The organism is Haliea sp. (assembly GCF_041395985.1).
GTDB lineage: Bacteria > Pseudomonadota > Gammaproteobacteria > Pseudomonadales > Halieaceae > Haliea.
Window position 1 is genome coordinate 124,313 of record NZ_JAWKZJ010000002.1, and the last position, 20,852, is coordinate 145,164.

At 64.6% G+C, this 20,852-nt stretch carries 21 protein-coding genes; 9 read left to right on the top strand and 12 right to left on the bottom strand.

The annotated features are described in order from the left end of the window. Positions 1-2: 2 nt before the first annotated feature. Complete coding sequence (locus R3E49_RS04135; RefSeq protein ID WP_371293891.1) at positions 3-848, bottom strand: SDR family NAD(P)-dependent oxidoreductase; 846 nt, start codon at positions 846-848, stop codon at positions 3-5. 144 nt (positions 849-992) lie between these two features. Between R3E49_RS04135 and dusB the strand changes: the two genes are divergently transcribed. The 5 genes from dusB to coq7 are packed head-to-tail and all read left to right on the top strand — an operon-like array spanning position 993 to position 5,846. Continuing rightward, on the top strand, positions 993-1,979 hold the full coding sequence (dusB, locus tag R3E49_RS04140; RefSeq protein ID WP_371293892.1) for a tRNA dihydrouridine synthase DusB: 987 nt from the start codon (positions 993-995) through the stop codon (positions 1,977-1,979). After that, positions 1,976-2,290 (top strand): DNA-binding transcriptional regulator Fis, encoded by a 315-nt coding sequence (gene fis, locus R3E49_RS04145; protein ID WP_371293893.1) that lies wholly within the window; start codon positions 1,976-1,978, stop codon positions 2,288-2,290. Before dusB ends, fis begins: the two co-directional genes overlap by 4 nt. 17 nt (positions 2,291-2,307) lie before the next feature. After that, entirely contained in the window at positions 2,308-3,882 is a 1,575-nt protein-coding gene (gene purH, locus R3E49_RS04150) for a bifunctional phosphoribosylaminoimidazolecarboxamide formyltransferase/IMP cyclohydrolase (RefSeq protein WP_371293894.1), read from the top strand. An 11-nt stretch (positions 3,883-3,893) separates the two neighbouring features. Further along, complete coding sequence (gene purD / locus R3E49_RS04155; RefSeq protein WP_371293895.1) at positions 3,894-5,177, top strand: phosphoribosylamine--glycine ligase; 1,284 nt, start codon at positions 3,894-3,896, stop codon at positions 5,175-5,177. A 24-nt stretch (positions 5,178-5,201) separates the two neighbouring features. Further along, positions 5,202-5,846 carry a 2-polyprenyl-3-methyl-6-methoxy-1,4-benzoquinone monooxygenase gene (gene coq7 / locus R3E49_RS04160; protein WP_371293896.1) on the top strand — a complete coding sequence of 215 codons (645 nt, stop codon included), beginning with the start codon at positions 5,202-5,204 and terminating at the stop codon, positions 5,844-5,846. Between the two features lie 35 nt (positions 5,847-5,881). Here the strand turns inward: coq7 and R3E49_RS04165 are convergent, their stop codons facing one another. Continuing rightward, positions 5,882-6,310: an OsmC family protein gene (locus tag R3E49_RS04165; protein WP_371293897.1), complete on the bottom strand. Its 429-nt coding sequence runs from the start codon at positions 6,308-6,310 to the stop codon at positions 5,882-5,884. Positions 6,311-6,432: 122 nt separating this feature from the next. On the opposite strand from R3E49_RS04165, the gene crp reads away from it, so the two are divergent. Beyond that, a complete protein-coding gene (gene crp, locus R3E49_RS04170) occupies positions 6,433-7,077 on the top strand; it encodes a cAMP-activated global transcriptional regulator CRP (protein ID WP_371293898.1) in 645 nt (214 codons plus the stop codon). Here crp and trpC read toward each other — a convergent pair. The 8 genes from trpC to R3E49_RS04210 all read right to left on the bottom strand — a co-directional run bounded on the left by trpC (position 7,074) and on the right by R3E49_RS04210 (position 14,490). Further along, positions 7,074-7,877 carry an indole-3-glycerol phosphate synthase TrpC gene (gene trpC, locus R3E49_RS04175; protein ID WP_371293899.1) on the bottom strand — a complete coding sequence of 268 codons (804 nt, stop codon included), beginning with the start codon at positions 7,875-7,877 and terminating at the stop codon, positions 7,074-7,076. The genes crp and trpC overlap by 4 nt on opposite strands. Beyond that, entirely contained in the window at positions 7,877-8,923 is a 1,047-nt protein-coding gene (trpD, locus tag R3E49_RS04180) for an anthranilate phosphoribosyltransferase (RefSeq protein ID WP_371293900.1), read from the bottom strand. Before trpD ends, trpC begins: the two co-directional genes overlap by 1 nt. Further along, the gene (locus tag R3E49_RS04185) at positions 8,923-9,516 is read right to left on the bottom strand and encodes an aminodeoxychorismate/anthranilate synthase component II (RefSeq protein ID WP_371293901.1); all 594 of its coding nucleotides are present in this window, start codon (positions 9,514-9,516) and stop codon (positions 8,923-8,925) included. The genes trpD and R3E49_RS04185 overlap by 1 nt, the downstream gene beginning before the upstream one ends. A 131-nt stretch (positions 9,517-9,647) precedes the next feature. Next, positions 9,648-10,550 (bottom strand): class I SAM-dependent methyltransferase, encoded by a 903-nt coding sequence (locus tag R3E49_RS04190; protein WP_371293902.1) that lies wholly within the window; start codon positions 10,548-10,550, stop codon positions 9,648-9,650. Next, the gene (gene trpE, locus R3E49_RS04195) at positions 10,547-12,037 is read right to left on the bottom strand and encodes an anthranilate synthase component I (protein ID WP_371293903.1); all 1,491 of its coding nucleotides are present in this window, start codon (positions 12,035-12,037) and stop codon (positions 10,547-10,549) included. Before trpE ends, R3E49_RS04190 begins: the two co-directional genes overlap by 4 nt. Then, complete coding sequence (gene rpe / locus R3E49_RS04200; RefSeq protein ID WP_371293904.1) at positions 12,034-12,714, bottom strand: ribulose-phosphate 3-epimerase; 681 nt, start codon at positions 12,712-12,714, stop codon at positions 12,034-12,036. The genes trpE and rpe overlap by 4 nt, the downstream gene beginning before the upstream one ends. Positions 12,715-12,769: 55 nt before the next feature. Beyond that, positions 12,770-13,456, bottom strand: coding sequence for an N-acetylmuramate alpha-1-phosphate uridylyltransferase MurU (gene murU / locus R3E49_RS04205; protein ID WP_371294288.1), 687 nt, complete (start codon positions 13,454-13,456; stop codon positions 12,770-12,772). Between the two features lie 5 nt (positions 13,457-13,461). Then, positions 13,462-14,490 carry an aminoglycoside phosphotransferase family protein gene (locus R3E49_RS04210; RefSeq protein ID WP_371293905.1) on the bottom strand — a complete coding sequence of 343 codons (1,029 nt, stop codon included), beginning with the start codon at positions 14,488-14,490 and terminating at the stop codon, positions 13,462-13,464. Here R3E49_RS04210 and R3E49_RS04215 point away from each other — a divergent pair. From R3E49_RS04215 to pdxA, 3 genes are read left to right on the top strand one after another with little or no spacing between them, the layout of a single operon-like run. Next, the gene (locus R3E49_RS04215; protein WP_371293906.1) at positions 14,489-16,948 is read left to right on the top strand and encodes an LPS-assembly protein LptD; all 2,460 of its coding nucleotides are present in this window, start codon (positions 14,489-14,491) and stop codon (positions 16,946-16,948) included. The two genes, R3E49_RS04210 and R3E49_RS04215, sit on opposite strands and share 2 nt — an antisense overlap. Beyond that, a complete protein-coding gene (locus tag R3E49_RS04220; RefSeq protein WP_371293907.1) occupies positions 16,938-18,218 on the top strand; it encodes a peptidylprolyl isomerase in 1,281 nt (426 codons plus the stop codon). Before R3E49_RS04215 ends, R3E49_RS04220 begins: the two co-directional genes overlap by 11 nt. A 7-nt stretch (positions 18,219-18,225) precedes the next feature. Next, positions 18,226-19,269 (top strand): 4-hydroxythreonine-4-phosphate dehydrogenase PdxA, encoded by a 1,044-nt coding sequence (gene pdxA / locus R3E49_RS04225; RefSeq protein WP_371293908.1) that lies wholly within the window; start codon positions 18,226-18,228, stop codon positions 19,267-19,269. A gap of 24 nt (positions 19,270-19,293) precedes the next feature. On the opposite strand, the gene R3E49_RS04230 is transcribed toward pdxA, so the two are convergent. Together R3E49_RS04230 and R3E49_RS04235 are read right to left on the bottom strand one after the other, a co-directional pair. Beyond that, positions 19,294-20,001 (bottom strand): ABC transporter ATP-binding protein, encoded by a 708-nt coding sequence (locus tag R3E49_RS04230; RefSeq protein ID WP_371293909.1) that lies wholly within the window; start codon positions 19,999-20,001, stop codon positions 19,294-19,296. After that, positions 19,998-20,771: an ABC transporter permease gene (locus R3E49_RS04235; protein ID WP_371293910.1), complete on the bottom strand. Its 774-nt coding sequence runs from the start codon at positions 20,769-20,771 to the stop codon at positions 19,998-20,000. The genes R3E49_RS04230 and R3E49_RS04235 overlap by 4 nt, the downstream gene beginning before the upstream one ends. Positions 20,772-20,852 lie beyond the last annotated feature (81 nt).

The window sequence follows — 20,852 nt, forward strand, 5'->3', positions numbered from 1 at the left end:
CGTCAATCCTGGGGTTCACGCCCCAGCACAGCGGCCATCTGCGCGTCACCGAACAGGTAGGATAGCGATCCGGTCATGTCAGGGTGCCGGCGCAGGCATTGTCCGCCATCAACATTGAAGCACTGACCCGTCACCCAGGACGACTCGGGGCCCGCCAGATAGCGCACGCTGGCGGCAATGTCTTCCGGTTCACCGGGCCGCCGTAGCGGTATCTGCTCCTCGAACGCCTGCATGACCTCGGGGCTGGCAAAGAGATCACCCGTGGCTTCGCTGCGCGTCAGCCCGGGCCGCACCGCGTTGATCCGCAGCCCAAGATAGGACAGCTCATCCGCGGCGGCACGCACCAGCCCTTCCAGACCGGCCTTGCCCGCGCAATAGGCAGACAACCAGGGAAACGGCATGCCTGCTGTCGTCGAGGAGATGCAGACGATGCTGCCACCACGGGCCATCAAGGGGGCCGCGTGGCGCACGGCGAGAAATACCGAGCCGATATTCAGGTCCAGTTCCCGACGCAGGCCATCCAGATCCTGCAGCAACAGCGGCTTGAAGCCCCCGCCGCCCACGGTGGGCACCACAATATCCAGCCGCCCGGCCACAGCGTGCGCCATGTCCACCGCCCTGCACACATCCTCCTCTCGCAGGGCGTCGCCGGGACACAGACGCACCTCGCCGCCGGGTACCTTCTCCAGCAAGGCGGCGCGCGCCGCCTGTAATGCCGCCTCACGACGCCCCATCAGCACCACAGCGGCGCCATCCTGCAGCAGTGCCGCAGCGCAGGCCGCGCCAATGCCGCCGGCACCGCCAGTGACCAGTGCCGTCTTGCCCTGCAGACTCTTTGCTGTGCTCATACATCCTCCTGTTTTCATTATTTTCGATTCCAAGACCGGCCCCCAGTCTAACCTGCCCGCGCCGCAGCCCACAGCGCGCTTTAACCGCAGGCCGCGGTGGCGTATCATAGGCTGCTCTCTGAAGCGACCTCACAGTCTCCCGCAATGCCACAAATCGGGCCTTACACACTGACCAATGCCGTAGCGCTGGCACCCATGGCGGGGGTCACCGACCTGCCGTTCCGGCAACTTTGTGCGCGACTCGGTGCGGGGCTGGTGGTGTCCGAAATGGTCAACAGCAACCCGCGCCTGCGGAATACCGACAAGACCCGGCTACGCACCCGCCACGATGCTGAAATCGAACCCCGCTCGGTACAGATTGCCGGCAACGACCCACAGCAGATGGCCGCCGCAGCGCGCTATAACGTTGCCCTGGGTGCGCAGGTCATTGATATCAATATGGGCTGCCCGGCCAAGAAGGTCTGCCGCAAGGCAGCCGGTTCCGCGCTGCTCGCTGACGAACCTCTGGTGCGGGATATCCTGCGGGCCGTGGTCGCGGCCGTGCAGGTCCCGGTCACCCTGAAAATCCGCACGGGCCCCTCACCGCAGGCGCGCAATGGCGTCAGCATTGCGCGAATCGCCGAGGATGCCGGCATCGCCGCGCTGGCGGTGCACGGCCGTACCCGCGCCTGTGCCTTCCGCGGCAGCGCGGAGTACGACACCATCGCTGACATTGTCGCCGCCGTGGATATCCCGGTCTTTGCCAATGGCGACATCGAGTCTGCCGAGAAGGCGGTAGCGGTGTTGCGCCATACCGGCGCCGCCGGCGTCATGGTCGGTCGCGCCGCACAGGGGCGCCCCTGGCTCTGCGGCCAGATCGCCGCAAGGCTGGCCAACGGCAGCACACCGCCCGCACCTTCGCTGGCGCAGCAGGTCGCGCTGCTGCATGGCCACGTCCGCGCCCTGCACCGCTTCTACGGCGACTTCCTGGGGCCGCGCATCGCGCGCAAGCATGTCGGTTGGTTCCTGCAACACCAGCCACAGTGGCTCATGTTCCGGGGCGAGTTCAACGCCCTCGACGACAGCGCCGCCCAACTCCACATGATTGACCGACTGTTTACAGGCACCGCCGCAGAGAACATGGCTGCATGAAGAAATCCGACCCACCCTCGTTTACACCCGACGTCCCAACCCTCCCCGACAGCACGCCTGCAGCGCCCGCACCGGAGCGATTGCACGATGCCGTGGCACGCGCAGTGGGGGAGTACCTCGAGGCACTGGATGGACAGTCGACAACGGATTTCTACCAACTCGTGCTGGCCGAGGTTGAGGCGCCCCTGCTGCGCGCCGTCATGGACTACACACGCAACAACCAGACCCGCGCTTCCCATATGCTGGGCCTGAATCGCGGCACCCTGCGCAAGAAACTCAAGCAGTACCAACTCATTTCCGACAAAAGCTGACAGGCACCCCATACACCATGAGCGACTCCCATCTCGTAACCGTTAGACGCGCATTGATCAGCGTCTCCGATAAAACCGGCATCGTTGAATTTGCCACGGCCCTGCAGGAACTCGGGGTTGCGCTGCTGTCGACTGGCGGCACCTACCGCCTGCTACGCGATGCCGGCCTCGCAGTCACCGAGGTTGCCGACCACACCGGCTTTCCCGAGATGATGGACGGCCGTGTGAAAACACTGCATCCGAAGATCCACGGCGGCATCCTCGCCCGTCGCGGGCAGGACGACGCGGTGATGGCTGAGCATGGCATTGATGCCATCGATATGGTCGTGGTCAACCTGTATCCCTTCGAGGCCACCGTCGCCAGACCGGACTGCACGCTGGAAGAGGCGGTCGAGAACATCGACATCGGCGGCCCGACCATGGTGCGCGCCGCTGCAAAGAACCACCGCTGGGTGAATATCGTGGTGAATGCAGGCGACTACACCCGCATCATCGAGGAGATGCGCAGCCAGCAGGGCGCCACCACACTGGCAACCCGCTTCGACCTGGCGATTCGCGCCTATGAGCATACCGCCGCCTACGATGGCGCCATCGCCAACCACTTCGGAAAACTGACTCCGGGCGGCTCAGCGGCGTTCCCGCGCACGTTCAACACACAGTTCCACAAGGCGCAGGAGATGCGCTACGGGGAAAACCCGCACCAGAAAGCGGCATTTTACGTCGAAGCACGCCCTGCCGAGGCCGGCATCGCCACCGCCCGGCAGCTGCAGGGCAAGGAACTGTCCTACAACAACGTGGCGGACACCGACGCCGCACTGGAGTGTGTGAAGAATTTCGCCGAACCGGCCTGCGTGATCGTCAAACACGCCAACCCCTGTGGCGTGGCCGTCGCCGCGACGCTGCTGGACGCCTACCACCTCGCCTTTGCCACCGACCCGGAATCCGCCTTTGGCGGCATCATTGCCTTCAACCGGGAGCTGGACGCAGAAACCGCACAGGCCATCGTCGAGCGACAGTTCGTCGAAGTGATCATCGCGCCGGCTGTGAGTGCCGCGGCGCTGGAGGTGGTCGCGGCCAAGCAGAACGTGCGACTGCTCGCCTGCGGCAACTGGGGCCACAGCATCCCGGCGCTCGATTACAAGCGGGTAAATGGTGGTCTGCTGGTCCAGGATCGCGACCTGGGCATGGTCGACAGCGCGGATCTGCGCATTGTCAGCAAGCGGCAACCGACGCCGCAGCAGATGCAGGATCTCCTGTTCGCCTGGAAAGTCGCCAAGTTCGTCAAGTCCAATGCGATTGTCTACGCGGCAAATGGCCGCACGATCGGCGTGGGTGCCGGCCAGATGAGCCGGGTCAATTCAGCCCGTATCGCCGCGATCAAGGCAGAGCACGCGGGCCTCACCGTGCGCGGCTCGGTGATGGCGTCCGACGCGTTCTTCCCGTTCCGAGACGGCATCGACAACGCCGGCAACGCCGGTATTGCCGCCGTCATTCAGCCGGGCGGTTCCATTCGCGACGAGGAAGTTATCGCCGCCGCCGATGAACACGATATGGCCATGGTCTTTACCGGCATGCGCCATTTCCGCCACTGAGAGAGCAATTGATGAACATTCTGGTGATTGGCAGCGGCGGCCGCGAGCACGCGCTGGCCTGGAAAGCGGCACAGGGCAACGACGTCGAGTGTGTATTCGTCGCGCCGGGGAACGCGGGCACTGCTACTGAAGCCGGCCTGCAGAACGTCGCCATCGACCCCATGGACTTCGCCGCGCTGGCCGACTTCGCGGTCGCGGAGAACATCGCACTCACCATCGTCGGACCCGAGGCACCACTGGTTGCAGGCATTGTGGATTACTTCCAGGAACGCGGCCTGCGCTGCTTTGGGCCGCGCAAGGGCGCAGCCCAGCTGGAAGGATCGAAGGCGTTCACCAAAGACTTTCTCGCCCGCCACAACATTCCCACCGCGGCCTACGGCAACTTTACCGAGCTGGAACCTGCGCTCGCATACCTGCGTGCCCAGGGCGCGCCGATCGTGGTCAAGGCCGACGGCCTGGCGGCGGGCAAGGGCGTGATCGTCGCCGAGACCCTCGCTGAAGCCGAAGCAGCGGTGACTGACATGCTGTCGGGCAACGCCTTCGGCGATGCCGGCTGCCGTGTCGTGATCGAGGAGTTTCTGCAGGGTGAGGAGGCCAGTTTTATCGTTATGGTGGACGGCGAACACGTGCTGCCGATGGCCACCAGCCAGGACCACAAGCGCATCGGTGACGGTGACACCGGGCCGAACACGGGCGGCATGGGCGCCTACTCCCCGGCCCCCGTCGTCACCGATGCCGTGTTCCAGCGCGTCATGGATGAGGTCATCCTGCCCACCGTGCGCGGCATGGCCGCAGAAGGCAATGACTACACTGGCTTCCTCTACGCGGGGCTGATGATCTCCCCCGCGGGTGACCCGAAAGTCATCGAGTACAACTGTCGCTTCGGCGACCCGGAAACCCAGCCCATCATGCTGCGTCTGCAATCCGACCTGGTCTCACTGTGTGCTGCGGCACTCGACGGTGAGCTGGATCGCGCCGAGGCCACCTGGGACAGCCGCTGCGCCATCGGCGTGGTGCTCGCCGCCGGCGGCTATCCGGGGGATTACGCCAAAGGACTGCCAATCTCCGGGCTCGATTACGCCTTCCCGGAGCACGTCAAGGTCTTCCATGCAGGCACCGCCATTCGGGGTGACACGGTCGTCACCAACGGTGGCCGCGTACTCTGCGTGACCGCACTGGGGGAGGATATCGCCGCCGCCCAGCGCAGCTGTTACGACGCCGCTGAGCATATCCAGTGGGACGGCGTGACCCGACGCAACGATATTGGTTGGCGCGCGATTGACCGCTATAGTTAGCGCTTCACGGTGATGGAGCACGCCATGCATAGCCGAAAACTGACGCTCGTGGACCGCCTGCTGGGGGAAGCCGATACCGTATTGCGTACCCTCAGCAATCGCGGCAGGCCCGCCACACGCCCCTCTCCCGCCGAGGGTCACCGGGACTGCACCCTCAATCCGGCGCAGCGCAGCCACGTCGCGGGGCTGATGCGCGTCAACCACACCGGTGAAGTCTGCGCGCAGGCACTGTACCAGGGTCAGGCGCTGACCGCCAAATTGCCTGCTGTACGCGAGGACATGCGCGAGGCCGCGCGCGAAGAAGAGGATCATCTGGCCTGGTGCGCCCAACGCCTGCAGGAGCTGGGTAGCCGCCCCAGCCATCTGAACCCCGCCTGGTACGGAATGTCTTTCCTGCTCGGTGCGAGCGCCGGCGCAATCGGCGACAAATGGAGCCTGGGTTTCGTGGCCGCCACGGAAGAGCGGGTCTGTCGCCACCTGCGCGACCACCTGCAACAGCTGCCTGCCGACGACCGCAAATCCCAGTTGATTCTGCAAAAGATGCTGGAAGACGAAGAGCGCCATGGCGAAAACGCCCTGGCAGCGGGCGGCGCAGACCTGCCCGCGCCGGTCAAGGACCTGATGAGCGTCGTGTCAAAGCTGATGACCCGCAGCAGCTACTACCTGTAAGTTGCCTGCTCCGCTGCGGGGCGGTGCAGCGCCCCTCAGGACGGGGAAAACACCTGTATTTCGAAGCTGTGGCTCATCGCCACGCCGGCAGCACCCAGCATGATGGATGCCGAACAGTATTTTTCTGCGGAGAGTTCAACGGCCCGCTGCACCTGCTTCTCCTTCAGGTTTACGCCGGTCACCACAAAGTGCATGTGAATACGGGTGAACACCGCGGGCACAGCATCGGCGCGCTCGGCCTGCAGCTCTACGCGGCAGTCAACCACCTGCTGGCGGGATTTCTGCAGCATGCTCATCACGTCAAACGACGAGCATCCCCCCACCCCCAGCAGCAGCATCTCCATCGGGCGCGGGCCAAGATTGCGCCCGCCAAGGTCGGGCGGCCCGTCCATCACAACGCTGTGGCCGCTACCGGACTCACCCAGAAACATGGCGCCATCCACCCACTTCACGGTTGCCTGCATCGCTCGGCTTCTCCTGTTCGCAAGACGGCGCGAGCTTAGCACAGGGGTTTACGTTTTACTTGCCGCACGCGTGGGGTAATATTGGCCTACAGGTCGCATGGCAAGAAGAAGGAAATCCCAGCATGCTGAAGCACCAAGTCACCAGTGCCATTCCAGGTGTGGAGAACTTCCTCCGTCATTGCAACCGATCCATCTACCGCGCCAAGCATGTCATTCTGCAGGAGGGCGCCAACTGCGATCGCCTGTTCCTCATTCTCGAAGGCTCGGTGTCCGTGATGGTGCAGGATGAAAACGATGCGGATCACATGATGGTGGTCAGCTACCTGAATGCCGGTGACTTCTTCGGGGAGATGGGCTTGTTCGGCGCCAGCGAAGAAGTGCGCAGCGCCATGGTGGTCGCCAGGGAGCAGTGCGAGGTCGCCGAGATTTCCTATGCCCGATTCCACCAAATCCGCAGCCATTACCCCGACATTCTCTTTGCCATCGCCAACCAGATGGGCATGCGTTTGCGCCAGACCACACGCAAACTCAAGGATCTCGCCTTTGTCGATGTCTCCGGGCGCATTGCCCACACCCTGATAGACCTGTGCAAACAACCGGATGCCATGACCCACCCCGACGGCATGCAGATCAAGGTCACCCGTCAGGAGCTGGGCAAGATTGTCGGCTGCTCGCGGGAAATGGCCGGGCGGGTGCTGAAAAACCTCGAAGAAGAGGGTCTGGTGGCAGTTTCCGGAAAAACCATGGTGGTGCTGGGCACCCGCTAGTCGGGAAAGAACAGCTCCCGCAATTTCTCGCCGGGTTCCTCGGCGCGCATGAATGCCTCGCCGACCAGGAAGCTGAAGACACCCGCGTCCCGCATGACGGCCACGTCCTCCGGACTGTGGATGCCGCTTTCCGTGACCACCACGCGATCGCCTGGGATATGCGGCAGCAGGTTCAGGGTTGTATCGAGGGCGGTCTTGAAGCTGTGCAGGTCGCGGTTGTTGATGCCGAGCAGCGGCAGGCCCAAGTCCAGCGCGCGATCCAGTTCGGCGCGATCATGCACTTCAACGAGCACGTCAAGCCCGTATTCAGTGGCACTGCTGGCCAGCTCGCGCATCTGTGCATCCTCCAGCGCTGCCGCAATCAGCAGCACTGCATCGGCGCCGATGGCGCGGGCCTCAACCACCTGCCAGGTGTCGACGGTAAAGTCCTTGCGCAATACAGGCAGGGTGCAGGCGGCGCGCGCCTGCTCCAGATATGCATCACTGCCCTGGAAGAAATCGACGTCGGTCAGCACCGACAGGCAGGCGGCGTTGCCGGACTGGTAGCTGCGCGCGATCGCGGCGGGATCAAAATCTGCGCGAATCACACCCTGGCTGGGCGAGGCTTTTTTCACCTCCGCGATCACCGCTGGCTGCGCTGCGCCCACGCGCTGGCGCAGCGCCTCCACGAAACCGCGCGGGGCGGACTTTTCCGAGATGCGGGACTCAAGGTCTGCGAGGGATTCACGGCGGCGCCCTGCCGCCACTTCCTCGTATTTGCGCGCCAGAATCTGGCGCAGGATGGTCGGGGCGGCAGCCATCAGGCGTGACCTCCCTGACTCATCATCTGGGTAAAATCGACAAACTCCTTCATCTTTTCCCGCGCCTGCCCTGTCGCCATGAGGTCCTCAGCCAGCGCCACCCCATCGGCGATGGTCGCCGCCAGGCCGCTGACATAGATGGTGGCACCCGCATTCAGGGCAATCATTGCGGCGGCCTTGCGTGCCGCTGGCGTATCACGCCCCGCCAGCGCCGCACGAATCAGCGCCGCCGACTCCTCGACACTGCCTACCGACAGCCCCTCGAGGCTCTGCCGCTCCATCCCGAAATCCTCGGGGGCAATGCGGTAGCTGGCGATATTACCGCGACACAGCTCGGCCACTTCCGTGCTGCCGCTCAAGGTAATCTCATCCAGGCCGCCCTCCCCGTGCACAACCAGCGCGTGCTCGCTGCCCAGCAGCTTCAGAACCTCCGCGAGAGGGCGGCATAATGCCGGGTCAAACACGCCGATCACCTGGCGGCGCACACCGGCCGGGTTGGTCAGGGGACCCAGCACATTGAACAGCGTGCGCATACCCAGCTCGCGACGCGGGCCGATTGCATGGCGCATCGCGGCGTGGTGCGCCGGGGCAAACATGAAGCCCAGGCCGACACTGCCAATCGCCCGCGCCACCTGCGCTGGCGTCAGGTCCAGCGGCACCCCGAGATGCTCCAGCAGGTCGGAGCTACCCGATGTGCTGGAAACGGAGCGGTTGCCGTGCTTCGCGACCTGCGCGCCGGCCGCCGCGACGACAAAGGTGGCCGCCGTCGACACATTGAACAGATTGGCACCGTCGCCACCGGTGCCTACGAGGTCGACCAGGTGCTCACCGGAGACCTCCACCGGCGTCGCCAGCTCGCGCATCACCTGCGCCGCACCCGCGATTTCCTCGGTGCTCTCCCCTTTCATGCGCAGGGCCACCAACAGGCCGCCAATCTGGGCATCGGTTGCTGCGCCGGACATGACCAGCCGCATGACCTGCGCCATTTCATCACGGGTGAGTGACTGGTGATCCACCAGGCGGGCAAGGGCGTCCTGCAGGGTCATCAACGAGCCTCCTGTTGCAGAAAGTTGCGCAGCAGGTCATGGCCGTGCGCGGTAAGAATCGACTCGGGGTGGAATTGCACGCCTTCCACCGCCAGTTCCCGGTGCCGCAGCCCCATGATCTCATCCATTTCGCCGTCAGCGGTTTCCGTCCAGGCGGTGATTTCCAGGCAAGCCGGCAAGCCCTCCCGAGCGACCACCAGGCTGTGGTATCGCGTCGCCTCAAAGGGCTGGCTGAGACCGCGGAATACGCCCTGGCCACGGTGGTGAATCAACGATGTCTTGCCGTGCATCACCTGCCGCGCGCGTACCACCTGACCGCCGTAGACCTGCCCGAGGCTCTGCATGCCGAGACAGACGCCGAGGATCGGCAGCTGGCCGGCATAGGTGCGGATCACGTCCATGGAAATTCCCGCCTCGTTGGGCGTGCAAGGTCCGGGAGAGATCACGATCTTGCGCGGGGCGATGTTAGCGATATCGGCAACGCCAATCTCATCGTTGCGCACCACCTGCACCTCGGCGCCCAGTTCACCCAGATACTGCACGATATTCCAGGTGAAGGAATCGTAGTTATCGATCATCAGAATGTCAGGCATGGTCGTCCCTTGCAGCGTGGGGCGTGAGTTTACCATGCCTCAGGGCGCTGCGAGAGGGCAGCTCACAACGCACCCGGTAAAGATACCTGCGGCCCACAGCCCTGGCCCGCGAAAGAGGCCGCTGCACCCTGCTACTCAGCCGGGGCGCGGCGCTCCCGGGGCTTTTCCAGCACCAGTACATCCTGGAAAAACGGCCCCGGCACTTCTTTCCAGTTGCCGTGATAGTGGGCGGCGAGCCGCAGCTGGCTGGCCTCCAGCAGGCTGGCCAGGCCCACCGGCGTCATGCCGATGGCCTCCTCCGGCACCTGCGCCCAGCCGGGACACAACCACTCGGATGAGCCGTAAGCGGGCTGGTCGAACACCCAGCGCTCAAGCGGCGTGGCGTGAAAGCGCGCGGCCTTGTCCGCAGCGCGCGGCAAGGTGGCGTGATACGCCTCATCCAGCAGAAACACCGTCACCAGCGCCTTGCCGCCGGGCTCCAGCACGCGCGCCAGCTCCGCCATATAGAAACGGGCGTCCCGTTCGTTGAAATGCGTCCACACCGACAGTGCAGTCACCAGCTGTTGCCCAGCGTCGGCGATCGGCCAGGGGGCGCCCGCTGCTGTCTGGTCAGGCGCGTAGAACGGATTGGCGGTGTCCAGGTGCAGGAAACGGTAGTGCTCACCCTGGTAGTGCTGGCGACAGAATGCAAGCTGCTCGGCAGCCACATCCAGGCCGGTGTAGCAGCCGCCGCGACCCAGAAAGGGTTCGCAGGCAATGGCCAGCAGGCCGGCACCACAGCCGACATCCAGCACGCGCAGGTCTTCCCGCCAGCCGATATGCTGGCCAATGAGCGTCTGGAAGATGCCGATAACGTGGGCCCACTCGGCATAGGCATACTTGCCACCGCGACGCCGCTTCTCCCCGGGTATCAGCCGCAGGTTGCGGGTGCGCAGCACGCGGGCCTGGTCTTCAGGCAGATACAGTTCATCGAGCAGCGCGTAGGGGTGCTCGCAGTGTGCCAGCAGAGCCTGCAGCTGCTCGCGCACGCTCACGGCGAGTCTAGCCCGGCCAGCACCATGGACGCCGCGCGGAACATGGCGCGCGCCTTATTGTGAGTTTCCTTCCACTCCAGGCGGGGCACCGAGTCGGCGACCACGCCAGCGCCCACCTGGATGTACAGCTTGCCGTCCTTGATCACCGCGGTACGGATGGCGATGGCGGTGTCCATCTCGCCGGCCCAGGACAGATACCCGACGGCGCCGCCATAAACGCCGCGCTTTACCGGCTCCAGTTCGTCAATGATTTCCATCGCACGTATTTTGGGCGCCCCGCTCAGGGTGCCGGCGGGCAGGGTGGCCCGCAGTACATCGATCGCCGACTTGCCCGGCTGCAACTGGCCACAGACATTGGACACGATGTGCATGACGTGGGAATACCGCTCCACCGCCATCTTGTCGCTGAGGGTGACGGAGCCGATACGGGCAATACGACCGATGTCGTTACGCCCCAGGTCGATGAGCATGAGGTGTTCGGCGATCTCCTTGGGGTCCGCGAGCAATTCCGCCTCCAGCGCCTTGTCCTCGGCCTCGCTGTAGCCGCGCCGGCGGGTCCCGGCCAGCGGGCGCACGGTCACTTCATTGTTCTGCAGGCGGGCGAGGATCTCCGGGGACGACCCCACGATATGGAAGTCCCCGAGATCCAGATAGTACATATAGGGCGAGGGGTTCAGGTTGCGCAGCGCCCGGTACAGATTCAGGGGCGGCGCGCTGAACGGCACCTGGAGGCGCTGCGAAGGCACAACCTGCATCACGTCGCCGGCCAGCACATAGTCCTTGATACGCTCTACAACCCGGGCGAAGCCCGCCTCGTCGAAATGCGACGTCGCTGAGGCCTCAAGCGCATCGCTATCGGCGCCGCCCAGCGCCACATCCGGTAACGGCGGCATGGGTTCACGCAGTTTCAGCGCGAGCCTGCTCAGGCGCTCCCGCGCCTCCTGCAGCGCGCCGGGCCGCTGCGGGTCGGCGTTGATGATCAGGCGGATGGTGCCGGACAGATTGTCGAACACCAGCACCTCTTCCGACACCATGAGCAGGATATCGGGGTTGCCGAGCTCGTCCCGGGGGGCGCCAGCGCGCAGCCGAGGCTCCACGTAGCGCACCGTGTCATACCCGAAGTAACCCACCAGCCCACCGTGGAATACCGGCAGGCCGGCATCCGGTGCGCTGCGATAGCGCTGCTGGAAGTCCTCGACGTACTGCAGCGGGTCGGCGACCTCGGCCTGCTCGACCACAGCGCCATCCACCAGCACCTCGACGCGGTTGCCGAACACCCGCAACAGCGTGCGGCAGGGCAGGCCGATGATCGAATAGCGCCCCCACTTTTCGCCGCCCTGCACGGACTCGAAGAAGTAGGAGAGGGCCCCTTCACCCAGCTTGCGATAGGTGCTGACCGGAGTTTCGAGATCTGCCAGCACTTCGGTGCTGACCGGGATACGATTGTAACCCTGTGCCGCGAGGGCGCTGAATTCTGCCTCGTTCATCGGGGCTGTTGCACCTCCGCCAGCGCCGCCCGCATCTGCGCAATCACGGCGCGGTAGTCGGGTGCATTGAAAATGGCCGAGCCGGCCACGAAGGTGTCGGCGCCCGCTGCCGCAATGTCCGCGATATTGGCCGCGGTGACGCCGCCGTCGATCTCCAGCCGGATGTCGTGGCCCGAGGCGTCGATCAGGGCCCGCGCCTCGCGCAGTTTATCCAGCGTCGCCGGAATAAAGGACTGGCCGCCAAAGCCCGGGTTGACTGACATCAGCAACACCATGTCCACCTTGTCCATCACGTAGCGCAGCGCCTCGAGCCCCGCGTGCGGGTTGAACACCAGCCCGCTCTTGCAGCCGGCATCGCGGATCATCTGCAGGGATCGATCGACATGGGTCGACGCATCGGGATGGAAGGTAATATAGCTGGCGCCGGCCTCGGCGAAGTCGCCGATCAGCCTGTCTACCGGGCTGACCATCAGGTGCACGTCTATCGGCGCCGTGACGCCGTGCTTGCGCAGCGCCTTGCACACCATCGGGCCAATGGTGAGGTTGGGGACATAGTGGTTGTCCATGACGTCGAAGTGCACCACATCGGCGCCAGCGGCCAGCACGGCATCCACATCTTCGCCGAGCCGAGCAAAATTCGCCGACAGGATAGAGGGGGCAATCAGGTAATCAGCCATGTGCTGGCTCCGGAAACTGAACAGGCGGCTATTCTAGCGGCTAAGTGCTGACAGATCATCCCGTGCTGTCCGCAGCGGCACGGAGTCGGGCATCCAGCGCCTGCAAGCGCTCAGGCGTGCCGACATCGGCCCAGGCGCCGGTGAAATGCTCACCCGACAGGCGCCCGGCGGCTATTGCGGTATCCAGCAGTGGTCGCAGGGGCAACTTCCCCGGCGCCATGTCGGCGAAGAAACCGGCGCTGAACACCCCGATACCCGCGTAGGTCAACCCCGTAGCCGCGGGTGGCCGGGGGACCACACGGCCGCTGTCCGTCAGCTGGAAATCGCCCAGCGGGTGCTGCGGTGGATTGTCGACCAGCACCAGATGTGCGGTACCGTCCGGCAGATGGGCGTGTGCAAGCAGGCGCTGCAGGGGGTATTCGGTCCACACATCACCATTCACCACCAGAAATGGGGCGCTGCCCAGCAGCGGCAGCGCGCGCTGGATGCCGCCCGCCGTCTCCAGCGGCTCTGGCTCCCGCGAATAGCGAATGCGCACGCCCCAGCGCTGGCCGTCGCCACACCAGTCGACAATCTGTTGCCCCAGATGCGCGACATTGATCACCAGGTCGTCCAGCCCGAGCGCTGCCAGAGCCTCAATGTGCCAGGCAATCAGAGGCCGGCCGCCCGCCTGCAGCAGGGGCTTGGGGGTATGCTCCGTGAGCGGCCGCATGCGCTCGCCGAATCCCGCCGCCAGGATCATGACCTTCACGTGCGGCTCCAGGGCTGGCGTTGGATAACCGGCAATACCCGCTGGCCAAACCAACCCGCTATCCCATCGAGCGCCGGATGTTGCCCCGCGTACAGGGCGAACACCTCCTGTACATACGCCAGCACCCGCGGCAGATCCTGCAGGTAGTCGGTCTTCCCGTCGCGCAGCGCCAGCCGTGCAAAGGTGCCCAGCACCTTGAGGTGCCGCTGCAGGCCCATCCAGTCGAACCAGCGCAGGAAGGTGGCGTCATCCAGCGCCGGCAGTCGCCCTGAGGCCGTCAGTGCATCGCGGTAGTCGAGCGCCCACCCTGCAACCCTGTCCCGCGGCCAGCGAACGTAGCAGTCTTTCAGCAGGGACACCGCGTCGTAGGTGAGAGGCCCGGACACGGCATCCTGGAAGTCGATCACCGCGAGTTGCCCGTCCGCCATGCACATGAGGTTGCGGCTGTGAAAGTCACGGTGTACCAGCACCCGGGGCTGGCCCAGGGCATTTGCGACGAGCAGCCCGTCCAGTTCCGCCAGCGCGGCGCGCTCGTCATCCGAGAGCGCGAGGCCGAGCAGCGCGGTCAGGAACCACTCGGGAAAACGCGCCAGCTCCTCACCCAGCAATCCCGCATCATACGCGGGCAGCGCAATGGTGTCGGCAGGGAGGTCCGCCATGCGCCGCTGAAGGGCCAGGGCCTGTCGATACCAGCCGTCGGCAGCGTCGGCGGTCAGCCGATCCAGCAGCAGGCTGTCACCGAGGTCCTCCAGCATCAGGTACCCCTGTTCGAGGTCCGCCGCGAGCAGCGCCGGCACGCGCACTCCGCCGGCCTCCAGGCAGGCGCGAACGGCAAGGAACTCGCGGTTTTTCTGCGAGGCAGGGGGCGAGTCCACTGCAATATAAACCTGCGCCCGCGTGCGCAGCCGGAAGTAGCGACGCTGGCTGGCATCTCCCGCCAGCGGGTGCAGAGTGGGCGCGTCATCGGCGTTGATTGACAGCGCCTGCATGGACCAGGAAAGCAGGCCGCCTGGCGGTAAGGACATGAGAAGCTCCCGCAACGAAAAAGACCCGGACAAGCCGGGGGCGATGCATTATCATCCCGTTTTACACCAAAAAATGCACCCAAACCTGATGACCCCGCGCCCGCACAGCCCCGTCCACCCCCGGTTGCGCCACCTCGCCATCGCCCTGAGCCTCAGCGCACTGTGGTCTCTGCAGACTGTGGCGGATGATGCGGCGCAGCTGGACTGGGTGCCCACCTCGGCAACGCCCGAGGCGCAGCGCGACCCGCAATGCCTGCGATGCGGCGGCCGCTATGTCGACCCGCTGGCGGAATCAGACCCGGCAGACACCCCGGAAACCTCAGACATTCGTGCCCGCGCCACCGAGTCCGAACTGCAGGGTGACGATGTCTACCTGCGCGGCGGGGTGACTGTCGACCAGGGCTATCGGCAACTGCGCGGCGAGGACGGCTATTTCGACCGTGCCGAGCGCGAGGGTACCGTCAGCGGCGGTATCACCCTGCGTGAGCCGGGCGTCCTGTTGCGCGGGGAGGAGGCCCGCTATTCGGCCAACAGCGGTGAGGCCAGTATCCGCGACAGCGAATTCGTCCTGCACCAACAGCACCTGCATGGCAGCGCGGCGCAATTGCGCCGCGCCGCGGATGGCACGCTGTTCATCCAGGACGGGCGTCTTTCCTACTGCGCCCCGGATGATGAAGAGTGGGCGATGCGTGCCGACAACATCAAGCTGGACCTCGAGGAAGGGCTGGGCACGGCAACCGGCGCCAAACTCGACGTCGCCGGCGTGCCGGTGCTCTACCTGCCCTGGGTGCGCTTTCCGCTGGACGACCGTCGTCGCACCGGCCTGTTGTGGCCCGACATCAGCTCCGACACCAATGGCGGGCTGGACCTCGCCGTACCGGTGTATCTCAACCTGGCGCCGAACTACGATGCGCTGTATACGCCGCGCTACATTCAGGAGCGCGGGCTGAACCACGAGCTTGAAACACGCTACCTGAACCGCAACACCGGGTTCTGGTCAGTCGGCGGCACCTGGATGGGCAGTGATGATCGCTACGCACGCGAGCGCCCGGATGCCGGGGACGATTCGCGCTGGCTGGCCAATGTGCGCCAGAACGGGCTGTTCGAGCAGCGCTGGCGCTCGCGCATTGACTACTCCCGGGTCAGTGACGTGGACTACTTCAAGGACCTCAATACCTCCAACCTGGACACCAAGCGCCAGACCAGCCTGTTGCAACTCGGCACCCTCGACTACCTGGGAGACCAGTGGCTTGTGGGCCTGGAGTTGCAGGAGTTCCAGTCACTCGCCGACGACCTCGACAACGACTACCAGAAACTGCCGCAGATCACCGCGCGCTACCGCGGCGAGAATACGCCCTTCACGGTTGCGCCCCTGTTCCTGTCGCAGTATTCGTACTTCGACTCCAACGATGATGTCGTCACCGGTCAGCGCATGTATCTCGAGGGCGGTGCCACTTACCCCATGCTGTGGCAGTACGGCTTTCTCAACTCCACCGCCAAGTACCGCTATCTCGAGTATGCGCTGAATGACAACGGCGAACTGGGTGATGACAGCCCGTCGGCGGGCTCGGCGCTGGCCAGCCTGGACGGCGGCCTGTTCTTCGAACGCGCCACCAGCCTTGCAGGGAAGCCGCTGCTGCAAACGCTGGAACCTCGCGCCTATTATCTGATCAGCGAATACGATGACCAGTCGACGCAGCCTGACTTCGACAGCGCCGAACTGACGTTCACCTACAACCAGCTGTTTCGCGATACGCGATTCTCCGGCCGGGACCGCCTGGACGATGCCAACCGCCTGTCCCTGGGTTTGACCACGCGCTATATCAGCGCCGAGGACGGTCGCGAGTATCTCAGCGCCAGCGTCGGGCAGATTTTCTATTTGCGCGACCGGCGCGTACGGCTGAACCCGGATGACACGGCGCTGGAGCAGTCGAGCTCTGAAATGGCCGGGGAAATCACCTTCACCCCCAACAAGCGCCTGAGCCTGCGCAACAGCCTGGTCTGGGACCCGGACAGTGGCAACATGAACGCCGGCAGCGCCTACGCCAGTTACCGCCGCTCGGACAACGCGGTATTCAACGTGGGCTACTCCTATCGACGCCCCGTCACGCTGGTCGACAACGATACCGTCACCGAGCAGGCCCACCTGTCCGCCTATTACCCCGTGAACAATCGCTGGAGCGTATTCGGCGCCGTGAACTTCAGCGTCGAGGGCAGTACCAGCGTGGAAGATATGTTCGGAATCGAATACGATAGCTGCTGCTGGCGCGTGCGCCTGCTGCATCTGCGCTATATCGATACGACGTCAGGGCAAGATCCGGACTTTACGGATCCCAACCTGGAACGGCGTTACTCCACACAGGTCCAGGTCCTGCTGAAGGGCATGGGCGGCTTTGGCAGCCGGGTCACCGACCTGCTTGAAGACATGATTCGAGGTTTTGACGAACGTGACTATTAAATCCGCACTGCTGGCCGCCGGCCTTGCTGCGTCCCTGCTCCTTGGCAGCCAGGTGCAGGCACAAACACAGATACTCGACCAGGTTGTGGCCATCGTGGACGATGACGTGATCATGGCCAGCGAGCTGCGCGAGCGCGTTGCAGCCATCACCCAGAGCCTGCAGTCACGCGGGGTCGAATTGCCCCCGGAGGATGTGCTGATTCGCGAAACCCTGGACAGGCTGATTCTGGAGAGCATCCAGTTGCAGTTGGGCAACCGCGTCGGTGCACGTATCTCAGATGCACAGCTCAACCAGGCAATGGAACGCGTAGCCGCACAGAACCGCATGAGCCTGGCCGACTTCAGTGCGGCACTGGAGCAGCAGGGGCAATCCTACGCGGCCATGCGCGAACAGGTGCGGCGCGAGATGATCATCCAGCGGGTTCAGGCCGGCAACGTCAATCAACGTATCCAGATATCCGAGCAGGAGGTGCGCAACTTCCTCGCCTCACCGGAGGGACAGAAGCTGACCCAGCCGGAGTACCGCATTCTTCACGCCCTGCTGCCCCTGCCGGAGGATGCACCCAGCAGTGACGTCGAAGCGGCGCGCAGTTATCTCAACGGCCTGCTGCGCCGCATCCGCGCAGGCGAGCCCTTCGACCAGGTCATTTCCTCCAACGATGGCCGCTACGCGTTCTCCGGAGGCGACCTGGGCTGGCGCAAGCTGGAGGATCTGCCGAGCCTGTTCAGCGATGTGGCACCGGATCTTGAAGTCGGCGCCACATCCGACCCGATCCGCAGCCCCTCCGGCCTGCACCTGATCAACCTCGCCGATATGCAGGGCGGTGAGCAGATGGTCAACCAGACCCGTGTGCGCCACATTCTCATCCAGCCCTCCGAAATCATGACGGAAGAGCAGGCTGAAGCTCGTGCACGGGAGCTGAGGAGCCGTATCCTGCAGGGCGAGGACTTCGCCGAACTGGCGCGCAAGTACTCCAAGGACATCGGCTCCGCCGCGGAGGGCGGCGACCTCGGCTGGACCACCCCCGGGCAGATGGTGCCCGAATTCGAGGCGGCGATGGCCGATACCGCCGTAGGGGAGATATCCGAGCCGGTGAAAAGCCAGTTTGGCTGGCACATCCTCGAAGTGATGGAGCGCCGCGAGCAGGACATGACCGCCCAGGCCATTCGCAACCGTGCGACCGAGGCGCTGCACCAACGCAAATACGACGAAGAGCTGGACGCCTGGCTGCGGAAAATTCGCGACGAAGCGTTCGTCGACATCAAATAACGCCGACGTGACGATTCCCAGAATCGCCATCACCGCCGGGGAACCTGCGGGTATCGGGCCGGATATCGTTGTCATGCTTGCCCAGCAGGACTGGCCCGCGGAACTGGTAGTGATCGCGGCACCGGGCCTGCTGCTGCAACGAGCGGAGCTGCTGGGGCTGCCGCTGAACCTGCAGCGTGCAGACTTCGCGGCGCCTGCGCGCGCGCAGGCGGCAGGCACCCTGACCGTGCTGCCCGCCTCGGCGCCCAGCCAGGACAAGACAACGACAGGCGCGTCAGGCCTGTTCGCCCCGACACTGGCTGCGCCGGTGCTGCCGGGCAGCCTGGACCGGGCGAATGCGCCCTACGTGGTGCAAACACTTGAGCTGGCGGCAGACGGCTGCCTTTCCGGGTGTTTTGACGCGATGGTCACCGCACCGGTACAGAAGTCGATCATCAATGACGCGGGCATCCCCTTTAGCGGCCATACCGAGTTCCTGGCCGCCCGGACCCATACCGCACAGGTGGTGATGCTGCTCGCCGCCGATGAGTTACGGGTGGCGCTGGCCACCACGCACCTGCCGCTGTCGGCTGTCGCCCAGGCCATCACACGCGATTCACTGGCTCGCACCCTGCGCATTCTGCACGCGGATCTGCAGGGCAAATTTGGTATCCAGGCACCCTGCATTGCCGTGCTGGGCCTCAACCCGCACGCCGGCGAAGGCGGCCACCTGGGGCGCGAGGAGATAGAGATCATCACGCCACTGCTGGAGCAGCTGCGCGCGGAGGGCATGCACCTGCTGGGGCCGCTGCCCGCAGACACCGCCTTCAGCCCGACACTGCTGGAACAGGCGGACGCCTACCTCGCCATGTTCCACGACCAGGGCTTGCCGGTGCTGAAATATGCGGGGTTCGGCAACGCGGTCAACATCACGCTGGGCCTGCCGATCCTGCGGACCAGTGTGGACCACGGGACAGCGCTGGAACTGGCGGGCACCGGGCTGGCCAGTGATGGGAGCCTGCGCGCGGCGCTAGGCCTGGCCGTGAAGCTGGCCCAGCAACGTAGTCCGTAGCACGCGGTCCCATCGGCGTAGCCGTCAGCGCGAAGCAGCCACCGGCTGCCGGTACTGCGCAATAACCTCCTCCGGACTCCCCTCAGCGCGCAATTGCCCCTGCTCAATCCACACCGCACGGTCACAGAGCGCCTTCAGCTGCCCCTCGGCGTGGGAGACAAACACCACCGTCTGCTCGCCGCCAAGGCGCTGCTGCATGGCGGCCAACGCCTTGTCGCGGAACTGCGCATCGCCCACGCTCAACACCTCGTCGATCAGCAGGATATCCACCCGCGTCAGCAGGCCGCTGGCAAAACCCAGACGGGCGCGCATACCAGAGGAATAGGTTTTCACCGGCTCCTCGAATGAGTCGCCCAGTTCTGTGAACTCGCGAATAGCGTCCAGGCTGGCCAGCGCATCGCGCTTGCTCACCCCCTGCAACATGGCGGAGATGAGCGCGTTGTCGCGACCGGAGAGGGAATCCTGAAAGCCCAGCCCCAGGCTGAGCAGCGCGCAGCTGGCACCGGCGCGGCGGCGAATCACCCCCTGCCGCGGCTCGATGATGCCGGCCATCAGGCGCAACATCGTGGTTTTGCCGGCCCCGTTGCGACCGACGATACCCAGGGTATCTCCCGGCATGACCCGCAGGGAGACATTGTCCAGCACATGGTGCAGGCCATGGTCGAAACTGCTTTTGCGCGCCATGTAGTGATGGGAGACGCCCACCAGTTCCAGCATCGGCAGGTCGCTCATGAGGTGATTACCCGCAGGGCGATAAAGCGGCTGTGACGCCGCAGCACTGCCAGTCCCGCCAGAGCCATCAGCAGCGCAACACTGCCGACAATCGCCAGATGCACGGCATTCGGCGCCACACCCGCCAGCAGGATCTGCCGGTAGGCATCCAGCAGGAAGGCGAGCGGGTTCAGTGTCAGCACCCAGTGGGTCATGGCCGGATCCAGGTCACGGGGGTCCCAGAACACCCCGGAGGTGAACATGAGAAATATGGTCGCCATGGAGATAAAGACGTGGAAGTCGAACACCCAGCACACCAGATAGGCCGCAAACAGCGAGCAGGCCACGATCAGCAGGTAGTTCACCAGCATCACCGGGAGCAGCCAGCCCCACACCAGTGAAGGCGTATAACCCTTGGCGAGGAGTACCGCAAACAGCAACAGGAAGACCGCGGCCTGTTTATACAGGCCCTCCTGAATGGTGGCCAGGGGAAACAGGCTCTTCGGAATATCGACCCGGCCGACCAGACCCTTGCTGCCGAGAATACTGCGGGCCGCCTGGTTCAGCGACTTGGAAAACCAGACAAACGCCAGCTGCCCGCACATCAGGAACACCACGAAATCTTCCTTGCGGTTCTGCAGGATGAGCTCGAAGACCACATAAAACACCAGCACATAGAGTAAGGGCTCAAGCACCCACCACACGTAGCCGAAAAAATAGCGCGAGGCATCGGCCTTCAGTGACAGGCGAGCCATGGTGTCCATGAGTGTGGCGTACTGCGAGAGTGTCATGCGGCGTTCTGGTAGCTCATCGATATGGGGCGGGAGTATAACAGCCGGGGCAGGAGAAGTGCGGTGGCCAGTGAGACACCA